The following is an 11,770-nucleotide window of genomic DNA, read 5'->3' on the forward strand; positions in this document are numbered from 1 at the left end:
GCTTCTCCTTCCCCCTCCTCACAATGATTATCATTCTTGTATTTGGTGATTTTATTGCTTGGAAGTCCCTAACTTGCCGAGTGAACTAACTATCTCTGCTAAAGGAGGGCTTCCCGCTAGTCTTGATGATTTATCTAGCACTACACTGGGGTGGACAGACTCATCGGTACCCATCTCTTCTCAACAATTACCCCAATCTACTCAAACTGATAATACGGAAAATATAGTGGTAGCCCAAGGGTGGCGCAATAACGGGGATGGGACTGTTAACTTTGTGATTACCCCAGATCCAAGTAACGATATGGGTGCGTACAGTTCGCCATTGAAATCTTCTTGCATCAAGAGAGTACCAGATGTAGGGGGTTAAATATTGAGTTTACATTTACTAGCGTATTTAACGGCAAGTCATTTTTCCTTGGCAGAACTTGAGTCAGGTGGCCTTCATCAAAAAAATCCGCCAACCATACAACAAACACCCCTGTCACCCACTCCTTTACCTCCAGCACCGCCACCATTAACGCTTCCAGCATCCTCTACTCCTTTGATTCCTCAAAGAACCCTTAAACCAAACAATTTCGTTAAAATCAAAGTTCAGGGTTTTCGATTTCAAGGAAATACAGTCTTTAATAATCAGGAGTTAGAGAAAGTATTATCAGAATTCATGAGTCAGGAAATCACTTTTACTGATTTATCAAAAATTAGTGATAAGGTTACTGATTATTATGTAGAGCAAGGGTATATCAACTCTGGTGCATACATTGGTGTTGCCCAAAATCAATCTCTCAAGGTTGACAATGCTATAGTTACTGTCTCAATTGTTGAGGGACGAATAGAAAAAATCAATATTGTCGGCGGCAACAGACTACACAACTATATCCGCGCACGTATTCCACAACCGATTCTCAACAGTAAACGCTTATTGCCAGCACTACAATTACTTCAACAAGACCCATTAATTGAGAAAATTACTGCTTCATTGAAAGAGGGAAGCAAACCAAGCCAAGCTATTTTGGATATTAATGTACAGCCCCAACAGGAATTTAAGGTTAATATTGGTCTAGACAACTACCGATCTCCAGTCATCGGAACTTTCCAGCGTCGCATTGATATCTCGCACAATAACATCCTGGGATTGGGAGACGGACTAAGCATTGGTTACAGAAATACAGATGGCAGTAATGCTATCACCCTTGGTTATTCTGTACCTATCAACCCAAACAATGGTACTATCAGCCTTGTTTACGCAAATATTTCCAACAATATCATTGAGCGACCGCTTAACGCCCTTGATATAGTAGCCGATGCAGGGGTCTATGAAATGACTTTGCGCCAACCTCTGATTCGGCAGGCATCGGCTAACTCGGCACAAGAATTGGCATTGGGGCTGACTGTTTCGCGGCTAGAAAGCGAATCATCATTGCAAAATACTCCTTTTCCTATCTCGGCGGGCGCAGATGCTTCGGGGCGCACAAGGATTTTTGCACTCAGGTTTTTCCAAGATTGGGCAAATCGCAGCCTTAATCAGTCTTTTTACGCTCGTTCAACTTTTAGTTTAGGTTTAGATGCACTAGATGCTACCATCAATGCCAACCCTCCTGATGGGCGATTTTTTAGTTGGGTAGGCGAGGCTTTATGGTTGAAGCGTTTAGGAAATAGTAACACTTCTGTTGCTATCCGCTCACGCCTCCAATGGGCGGATAGACCTTTACCCGCTTTCGAGCAAATTAGTCTTGGAGGCATCAGCAATGTCAGAGGTTACAGGCAGGATACTTTTATATCTGACAATGGATTTCTCTTATCTACAGAACTACGCATTCCGGCCTGGAAAACGACTACGCAAGAATTACAGGTTGCTCCCTTCATTGACTTTGGCACAAGCTGGAACAATAGTTCTGATACTTTTAGCCCTGATGGTAGTTTAACCTCTATTGGTCTAGCTCTCCAATATCGAAGCGATCGCTTCAATGCCCGTCTTGATTGGGGCATTCCTCTAAATGAAACTAACTCAAACTCAAACACATGGCAAGAAAATGGAGTTTATTTTTCACTTAACTATCAACTATTTTAAAAGAATTAAGTACCTATTTTTAGGTTTAACATTTACGCTAATAGTAGTGTTTAACAATGGAGCAATATTAGCAACTCCCCCAAACTTAGAAATAGCGCAATCTCTCACACAGCAAGGATTTTTACAATTATACAACGGACAGTCCGAAGCTGCTTTGAAAGCATGGCAATCAGCTTATCGAGCTTATGAACAATTAAATAACAAGCAGGGGATGAATGGCAGTTTAATTAACCAGAGTTTGGCACTTCAAGCACTAGGCTCTTATGCTAACGCTTGCCAAGTTCTTACTCAGGCTTTAGCACTAGAAAATAGAATTTGCCCTCATGCGTTAAAAGAACAAACTAATTCTTCTCAAATCTTATCTGATTTAAAAGAAATATTTCAAAAACAACCTATCCAAAATTTACAAATTATTGGTTTTTCTAATTTAGCTAATGTTTTGCGAGCTATGGGCGAACCGGAAGTTTCTTATACTATTCTGCAATACTGTTTAACCTTCGCTGCACAATTACAAAAGAAAGAGATTCAAGATAACTTATTACTCAATTTAGCTAATACAGAAGTAATACTTTACAATCAAGCCAAGAGTAAATATCAACTCACTGATGACTTTACTGCTCAAAAGAAAGCACTTATTTTAGCCAAGTCTAAATTCGATGCTGCCCAGAAAGTATACGAAAAACTCAGTAATAGCCCAAGTACAGTTTCTCTACAAGCTAAACTAAACTGGTTAAAATTACTCATAGATAATACATCAATACAATTGTCACAATACTTACCTTTAAGTAATTCTGTTTCTAGACTAATAAATGATATTCTCACCAATTTGAAACAAATTGAAACGTTATCCAAGGTTGATTCAATTTATAGCAAACTTAAATTATCTCATAACTTACTAAAAATCACCCAAAGTAATAACTTGAAAGTGAAACAATTCACAGATAACAATTTAAAATCTATAGCCTTATCCTTATCACAGGAAGCATTAGCTAGTGCCAAGAAGTTAAATAATTTTAGAGCAATTGCTTATGCTAATAGTACTTTAGGTGAAATTTACGCTGCTGGTGGAGAATTATCAAAAGCTGAGAGTTCGTATCATGATGGGATGTTATACGCTCAATCAGTACAGGCTTGGGATATCGTTTATCAATGGCAATGGGAACTAGCTCGGCTTTATCAAACATCTGGTAAAATCGAGCAAGCTAATAAATTTTATTCTACTGCTATAAAAAATCTTGATAAAGTACGTGGTGATGTTTTACTGTTTAACTCTGATATTCAATTTGCTTTTACAGAAAAAGTAGAGCCACTTTACCGCGAATACATATCATTATTACTTAACAAGAATAATTCTAATAAAAACTACAATAGACAAGCTATTAAAATTCAAGAACAACTTAAATTTGCTGAAGTAGAGAATTTCTTGCGTTGTGGTAAATTTGCTGAAAATGCCCTAGATGCAAGATTGGATCGCGGATTAAAAGATTTGGATTATATTGTTTACCTCATTAAATTAGATGACCGAGTAGAGGTGCTTGTTAAAACTTCTCAAAATATCTATCGTCACACAATAGATTTAGATATAATTGGTGAACCTCTGACTAATTTCTTCAATATTATCCAGAATTTAGAATTCGTTGATACTAAAGGTTATAATTTTCTCACTTATTCGCAAGCAGTTTATCAGCTTTTGATTCAACCTATCAAACAATATTTACCCTCATCAGGCAAAATAGGTTTCGTCCTAGATAGTTATTTTCAAAATCTGCCCCTAGATATGTTATATGATGGGCAACAATATTTATTAGAAACATACATTATTTCTGTAGGTTCTAGTGCTAAACAATTGCGGCAATCGCTGCTCAAACCAGCTGCAACGTTAGCTAGTGGCGTTTCTCAGATTGGCCCTAGTTTTAGTAATCCTATCGTCCCTAGAGATTTACGTCCTTTACCTCAAGTCAGGTTAGAGATTGAGAATATTAAGAAAGCTAATCCCTCTGCCATTACATTACTTGATAGCGAATTTACCCATGAACGATTTAGTAAAGATATTGAAAACAATTCTTTTTGGGCTATTCATTTAAGTAGCCATGCTCAATTTAGCTCGGACATTGAACAAACCTTTGTCTTAGCATGGGATACTCCCCTGATGGTTAATGATTTAAAAGCTTTACTACAAAATAAAAGCAACCTTGATTTACTGGTGTTGAGTGCTTGCCAAACTGCCAAAGGTGATAGACGCTCCTTTTTGGGTATTGCTGGCATAGCTGCACAAGCTGGAGCGCGTAGTGTTTTAGCCAGTCTATGGCTAGTTGATGCTGATTCTACTGCTCAACTGATGACTAAATTTTATGAAGGACTGAAATCTGGACTTACCAAAGCCGAAGCATTAAGATCAGCACAACTCAGTTTATTAAAAAGTGACAAATATTTTCACCCATATTATTGGAGCGCATTTATTCTCGTTGGCGGATAACTCGTTTGCTCCTTGACCTTTGTGTGTGCCGCAATCTTTATACCAGCTTCTGCTAAAGCTAACTCTACAGTATTATTTGCTTGTTGGGCTAATTTCTTAGCTGTTAAATACGCTTCATTAGCTTGTTGAGGAAAATTAGCTATTAAGTAGCGATCGCCTAATAATCTATAAATCGTTGGGTTCGTTGAACCTGCTTTAGCTCTAGCGTCTAACACTTTTATCGATTCGTTGACTAAATTGTATGACTCATATACTGCATCCATATCAATCGCCAATTCATCAAGCGGCTGTTGAAGGTTCTTGAGAACGTTAATTGTCTTTTCTACTTCTTGTATATTGTCTGTGGCTAACAGCAATAACAACGAGTTACTGCCATCTATTACTCTATCGCCCCGCATGGCAACTATATCTAAAGTGTATGCTTGACCTGGTTTCAATGCTGGCTCTTGGGGCGGATAGGTTAAACTTTCTCCTTTGACTGCCACCTCCCAGCTAATGCCTCCATTTCCTCGCATACGCACAATGTAATCAGTCGCTCCCTTTGGTTTAGACCAAGATATTGTCGGGCGCTCTTGATTGATTACTGCTCCATAAGGTGTCATCTTTGTAGGTTTGTTCTCTTCATCCGCCCCTTTAGGGATGACACAGCTTCTTCCTTGTAAAACGTTGCATCCTCTACCTTCGTTCACTTTTAATGGCAAGCATTGTTTCCCGACAACATCACTAGGAATGTCTAGGATTTTTCCTCTTGGGTAACAGAAGATTTTTACCTTTCCACCATTAGCTGCAACAACTCTATCCTCACTACATAATTTTTTTGAAGGTTGATAACGACTATCTCCACTTATCACTTTCGCTATAGGTTCGCAAGAGACTTTAGATTGCCGATTTGCCCTCACTACCTTCTGTCCCCACACACGACTTTCAGTGACGTTAACTAATATTAATCCTAATATAATGGCTCCAATCTGAATTCTCTTGAACATGGGATTTATATACTTGTTCTTCTACAAACTGTTTTTCAAAGTACTAAAATTTATTTCTTTTTAAATATCCTCTCTATTAATTCCCCTCGCCATTTTTGTACTTCTGGCAACCACGTATCCATCCTTGCCAATAAACATATTTCACCGTAACCACTTGCAGAATTTATATCTCCTAACGCTTCTTTCGCTTTCGATAACAAGCAATACACATCAACTCTTTGTGAATCTAACTTAAATGCTGTTTGCAAATCTTTATCCGCTCCTTGATAATCTTTTTGCGTCAGTTTCGCCCAGGCTAAATTTTTATACAATGCTGCTCTTAACTGTTTATCACTAGATGGGGCTTTATTCAATCCTTCTATTGCTAGTTTTTGAGCTTGAGTATAATTTCCTTGCAAATTATTCAACCTAGACAAATTATTCACAGCAATTAACGCCTGCTCCTGACCAGATTTAATTGCTAAGTTATATTGTTCTTGAGCTAAATCATATTTTTCTTGAGTTTCATAAAAGTTAGCTAAATTGTAGTGTCCTGTCCAGGAGTTAGGCTCTAGCCTAAAAAGCTGTTGGTAACTTTTATTTACACAATCTATATCTCTCAAAAATTGACAAGTCAATGCTAGATTATTATATGAATCTATATCATTCGGATTATATTTAGCCGCTAAATTATAATATTTCTTTTCTAATTCTAAATTTTCTTTAACTCTTCCTGCTATATCAAAGTAGAATTTGGAAATTTGATTACTTAATTCCGGGCGGATTTTTACTGCTTGGTCAAATAGCTTTTGCGCTTGTTCTGTATTATTTTCTTGCTCTAGCTTTTGCCCTTGTACTACTAAATTATTTGCATAAACTGGGAATCCAAGTGTATAAGCTAGTAATCCTATCAAACTAACGCTGGCGATCGCTGCACTGAACATGAAGGGTTTTGACCTTGTTAGTCTATAAATCTTATTTTGCTCAGGCAGTTTTTTGAGTCGCCACAAAATAATTTCAGTAGTAGAAGGACGTTGGCCTGGATTAGGAGCCATTAATTGATCTAGGAAATCAGCGAAAGGCTTATCTATCTGTGGAGCTTTATTCCTCCAGATGAGTCTCCCCTTATTATCGGTAGGCAAGTCCATCAAATTTACACCTGTTACCAACCGAACTATAGTTCGTCCTAACGCAAAAAAATCAGACTGGGGAACAGCTTTCCCATTTATTTGCTCTAACGGACTGTAATAATGAGAAAATATACTTGTGATTGGATATTTTCCTGTTCTTACATCCCTTTCTCCAGCTCCAACTTTCGCCAAATAAGTGTCAGTTACACGCCGTACAGCCCCAAAATCTATCAAGAATAATTGTCCTTGTGGGTGGAGAATTATATTAGAGGACTTAACATCTCTATGAAAAAAGCCTGTCCTATGTACTATGTCAAGTATTGCTACTATTTGTTCCAACCAATCTAGTGCTAAAGCTTGTGAAATCGGGGCGTGATTTTCTATCCATTCTTCTAAATCTTGTCCTTCTATTTTATCCATTACTAAGCATCGCAGATTAAAGGGGCTTCTACTAGGAGTAAAAGTAAAATAATCATCAACTCCATTAGTCTGAGGAATATTGGGATGTTCTATTGACTCCAAAGCTGTTACCTCTCGCTCAAAGCGTTCAATAAATTGAGTAGTTCCCCTTTTCAACACTTTCATAATTCTGCGTTTACTTCCGGGATTCCACTCAGTTCCCGCATCCTCCACCTCAAAAATCTCATTGTCTGTAAATACGCTTTCACTTAGTTCTCTTAATGGTTTAACTAGACGGATACGCTCATTGATTAGCAATAAAGTACCGCAGTTTTGGCATCTATCCGCATCATCTGCATTCTGCCGTTGTTCACATAGTGGGTTTATACAATAACATGACATATAACAATAGCTTATACTTACTTGTGGGTATTAGACTATGTACAAGCAATACCTTGAGTGATTTTTACCATTCCTAAGTTATTTTTTTTACTTCATTAATTAATATATAAATAAAAAGCATCATACTTTTTTGTTGTTAGCATATAAGGCTGGAGTCTTTACCAGGACTGTTTTTGATTCAAATATCGACTTCCTTCATTCAGTTTTCAGCAAATACTACTGACTTAACTACTTAAGGTAAGTTTGTTCTATTTGCATTAATCTTATTCATTAGGGATTTGTATCATAAAAAAAATCATTAGTTAATTATAAAGTTGAAGTCGTAGTAAGATTGACATTATCATCATACTTTCCGTTATCAGGAATGGTTTTGCTTGCACAAGTTATCTGCAAGTAAGTGGTTTTCGTTTATACATATTTTAAGTATAATGCAAACTGTTAATTCTTCTGGACAACTAACATTAGAGCAAGCACTAGCTATCATAAATGAACTAATGCTTGCCAAAATGGGCAGGACTCTATCTGACCCTGAAACTACTTTAGTGGAAGGCACATGGAATGATGATAATTATAATGCTATTGCCGAAGGCACTCCTTATACCGTTAATTATCTAAAAGGACACGTAGCCCCTCAATTGTGGAATATACTAGCTGCAATTGTTGGAACTGGAAAAAAAGTTACTAAAACAAACCTGCGCTCTTTTTTAGAGTATCTTTATCAAAAAGAGCATTCTACTTGTTCTGATAGTGGTATTACTGAAGATTACTCAGCTATTGAGCCGTTGAAAATTAATGGTGAGCCTCCTGATGTCTCTACTCTTTTTGGTCGATCACAGGAACTCGCTCAGATAAAACAGTTAATTACGGATTATAAATTACTGTCTTTAATTGGAATAGCTGGAATTGGCAAAACAGCTGTAGCAGCAAAATTACTAAAGCAGATCAGTACCAGTTCTAATCCTCAATTTGAACAATTAATTTGGAAGTCGGTTGCTCATGCACCGACAGTTCAAGAGTTGGTAACTGACTTAATAAACGTAATTCAAGGTACACAGTCATCTTTACCACTGTTTGAATCTCTCCAGGCAAAAACTACTGTCTTACTTCAAGCATTACAATCTCGCCGTTGTTTAATTATCTTAGATGAAATCGACGCATTTCAAACAATAGATTTTCAACAACGCCTAGAGTACAGATTATTTTTTCGTAGATTAATAGAAGAACAACATCAAAGCTCTTTTATTGTAACTAGCCGTACTTTAACTGGCGATCTTAAAACTCTCCTAAAAGCTAAACGTCCACTTCAATATATTAAAATCAAAGGGTTAGATTCAGAATCCGCTATGCAACTTTTGGTTGCTAACGGTTTAGCAGTGGATAAAAAATGCGGAAAATTAATTGAAATGTATTATGGGCATCCTGCTGAATTGCAATCTGTAGTTGAGAGGATTAATCACTATTTTGGTGGGAGTGCTGAAACTTTTTTTCATAACAAAACTACATTTGTTAGTCCTGAGATGCAATCTGTTCTTGATGAAATTTTTACCCAAAAACTAAATCAAACGGAACATAACATTATGCTCTGTTTAGCTGGTTGTACAACTGATAATCCTGGTTTAATAAGTTTTAATAAATTACTTAATAATTTCCCTCTCATCCTCAATAAGCAAATATCAATCTCAGGATTAATTGAAGCATTGGAATGTTTAGAAAATCTTTCATTAATTGATACTTTTAAAGATTCCAACTCCAAAGAGTTATATCTTTGTTTACAACCAGTAATAAAAAAATATATTTTTAGTAACTTTTTAGGCGTAATTACAACATCTGAGGCTTCGCAAACAATATCACTTGCATCATGAGGAGAAAACTATGCTCAGGCTTTATAATACCAGCTAAACTCTAACAGCTAAATTAAAAGTTTCTCGCTCCCCTCACAAAGACTACTTTCTAGCCAGGGATGGCGAAAATAATCCCTAAACTAATAAGGGAGTTTAACCAATATTTATAAACCAGGAGGGTAATACAACTAAGCAACCAAAATCTGAATACTAGATGCAAAAAGACACGAAGTTTTGTAAGATCGAGCTTGTCAGTTACGTAAAGGAGGCAGAACGCAGAAAATACATAAAAATGTAGGCAAAACCTACTAAGGAGTAGTGCTTTGCCCAAAGTCGAAATAATTCAATAAGCTCAGAGCGGGGTTGATCTCGTGATGACGAAGAAAGTGGGAGTTAAAGTTTGCCGACTTAAAACCACTGACTTGTCAAAAAGACACCACGCTGCTTTACTTTGCCAATTATAGCCAAAAATGGGTATGTAAAGACAGGTTTTGCTGACCTTTTTTGGTGAATTGGTGAAAAATTTATATTTCACTTAATTAAATTTTTGTAAAGTAGTGTGAATCCAGAGAACCCAGAACTCAGAATCCAGGAATCAGAATTGATTGGTGGATCTATGTTTCTCTGCAAGTTTGTTCACCTATAACCAACTAGGTGATGGACTGGGCATTTAGCCCTGCTGACAGCACCTACCCAATGGGGCTGATTAGCCTGTAATTCTTCTAATTACTGAATCCTGAGTTATGAGTTCTGGATAAATCCCCCTTTGAACTTGTCAACCAAGTAAATCAGGGGAAAATATCATGAAAAATGACGATCGCCCAGTAGAGGCTATCGAGTGCAAGCTGTCGGGCGTTGTAAGAGCGCCGTCCGTACAGCCTAATTCTGATGCGCTACAGAAGTGGATTATTAGCTCTTTTCGAGAAACTCGCTTTCAAAATGTTCTCAAAAGAACTCTTGCAGAAGTAGGGGAAAGGAATGGAATTTCCCCTTCCCCCTTAACCTTTAACCTTTCCCCAATATCTTGCAAAAGTTACTTTTGCAAGATGTCTATTGCCGCAGGGAGCAAAAGCTAATGAGTGCGGCAACAATTGAATACCCAAACAATCTCACGGCTGCCGAATACCATGAGATGACAGTTGGTAGTGCGATTCATCCGGCACTGGTTGAGCGCAACTTCTTCCACATAGAAGGAGAAACAATTTACGACTACCTGTTCATCTCCAACAAAATCCCTCGAAAAAATGCAGGTCGAGCCACGGATAAATACATCAAAATGTATCAGCATCTATTGCTGGGGGGAACCTGGATTCAATCACTTGACCCCTTTAAAAACTGGCAACCAATGGAGTGGGGAAGGATCAAGCCCAACTTTCCTCGCATTGATTGGCAAAAAGGGAAACCCGTCAAATACGAGTCGCCCCCCAAAACCCCCAACCGTGTTACCTACTTTGATGTCGCTACCCCCATCTGGGACAAAGTTGCAAAGCGTTATTTAATTAAGCGCTATCATTCACTTTTAGCATTGCGCTTACTGGATCAACTCAATCCACTAATATTTTGGGAATGGATAAAGCAACACCCAGAGATTCCGATTATCTTATGCGAAGGGGAGAAGAAAGCCTCTTGCTTGCTGAGTCTGGGGTTTGTAGCGATCGCACTCCCCGGAATTTGGAACGGGCGCGTGGGCAAACAGGATCTTGATGAACGGCTGCATCCTGACTTAGTACCAATGGCTCAGGCGGGGCGCAAGTTCATAATTCTTTTTGACTACGAAACTTCTTCTAAAACCAGGTGGTCGGTATTTCAAGCTACTGTTCGCACTGCAAAAGCAATCGAATCGGCTGGTTGTGAATGTGAAGTTGCATTACTGCCGGGGCCAGAAAAAGGCGTTGATGATTTTGTTGTGGCGCGGGGCGAAGATGCTAACACAATACTTACCGCAATCATCGATGATGCCAAATCACTTGCCGATTACCAGCGCTCGTATCGGGCTAAGAAATGGGGACTTAGCAAATACAAACCAGATGTCACTATTAATATCAAGTATCTCTCTGAAGCTTTGTGCATTCCTGAACTTGAAGAAAAATGCTTGAGAGTGCCTGAGCTTTATGATCTTGAAAAGGAACAACTTTTCACGCCATCTATAAAAGGACATCCTCCAAACAAAGAGTCTACGGATTCTGGCGGAGTTGATTCATCCAAATCGAAGAAATCCCCTACCTTCAATTTCCCAAAATCAGGACTAGTCGTACTCTGGAGCGACATGGGTACAGGGAAAACTGAACTCATGCGCTGGTGGCGTGACCAAAATCCTAACGCACGGTTCCTCAACAATGGACATCGCGTAAATTTGCTGAAAAATCTTGCCCTTCGCTTGCGGACGGCGATGTACTCCGACTTGGGTTACACAGGTTTAGCCCAGGCTCAAGCCCTTAGTATTACTATTGACAGCCTGCATAAGCTGAATACTCAGTCTCTCACCTACG

The 11,770-nt window shown here is 38.2% G+C and carries 8 protein-coding genes; 6 read left to right on the forward strand and 2 right to left on the reverse strand.

The window, feature by feature from the left end; translation table 11 throughout:
- Nucleotides 1-73: 73 nt before the first annotated feature.
- The 3 genes from CDG77_RS30880 to CDG77_RS30890 are packed head-to-tail and all read left to right on the forward strand — an operon-like array spanning nt 74 to nt 4,544.
- Nucleotides 74-367 carry a hypothetical protein gene (locus tag CDG77_RS30880; protein ID WP_190234112.1) on the forward strand — a complete coding sequence of 98 codons (294 nt, stop codon included), beginning with the start codon at nt 74-76 and terminating at the stop codon, nt 365-367.
- A gap of 3 nt (nt 368-370) precedes the next feature.
- Nucleotides 371-2,068 carry a ShlB/FhaC/HecB family hemolysin secretion/activation protein gene (locus tag CDG77_RS30885; RefSeq protein WP_094333043.1) on the forward strand — a complete coding sequence of 566 codons (1,698 nt, stop codon included), beginning with the start codon at nt 371-373 and terminating at the stop codon, nt 2,066-2,068.
- Nucleotides 1,995-4,544 (forward strand): CHAT domain-containing protein, encoded by a 2,550-nt coding sequence (locus tag CDG77_RS30890; protein ID WP_094333044.1) that lies wholly within the window; start codon nt 1,995-1,997, stop codon nt 4,542-4,544. The genes CDG77_RS30885 and CDG77_RS30890 overlap by 74 nt, the downstream gene beginning before the upstream one ends.
- Here the strand turns inward: CDG77_RS30890 and CDG77_RS30895 are convergent.
- The gene (locus CDG77_RS30895; protein WP_094333045.1) at nt 4,511-5,530 is read right to left on the reverse strand and encodes a hypothetical protein; all 1,020 of its coding nucleotides are present in this window, start codon (nt 5,528-5,530) and stop codon (nt 4,511-4,513) included. The two genes, CDG77_RS30890 and CDG77_RS30895, sit on opposite strands and share 34 nt — an antisense overlap.
- Nucleotides 5,531-5,580: 50 nt before the next feature.
- On the reverse strand, nt 5,581-7,440 hold the full coding sequence (locus tag CDG77_RS30900; protein WP_094333046.1) for a protein kinase domain-containing protein: 1,860 nt from the start codon (nt 7,438-7,440) through the stop codon (nt 5,581-5,583).
- Between the two features lie 428 nt (nt 7,441-7,868).
- Here CDG77_RS30900 and CDG77_RS30905 point away from each other — a divergent pair, with 428 nt between their 5' ends.
- The 3 genes from CDG77_RS30905 to CDG77_RS30915 all read left to right on the forward strand — a co-directional run.
- Nucleotides 7,869-9,302 (forward strand): NB-ARC domain-containing protein, encoded by a 1,434-nt coding sequence (locus tag CDG77_RS30905; RefSeq protein ID WP_094333047.1) that lies wholly within the window; start codon nt 7,869-7,871, stop codon nt 9,300-9,302.
- 782 nt (nt 9,303-10,084) lie between these two features.
- Complete coding sequence (locus CDG77_RS30910; protein ID WP_094333048.1) at nt 10,085-10,357, forward strand: hypothetical protein; 273 nt, start codon at nt 10,085-10,087, stop codon at nt 10,355-10,357.
- Nucleotides 10,357-11,770, forward strand: a 1,414-nt coding sequence (locus CDG77_RS30915; protein WP_143857129.1) for a DUF3854 domain-containing protein, incomplete at its 3' end; no start/stop codon positions are given. The genes CDG77_RS30910 and CDG77_RS30915, both read left to right, overlap by 1 nt.

It is taken from the genome of Nostoc sp. 'Peltigera membranacea cyanobiont' 213 (assembly GCF_002245975.1).
Lineage (GTDB): Bacteria > Cyanobacteriota > Cyanobacteriia > Cyanobacteriales > Nostocaceae > Nostoc.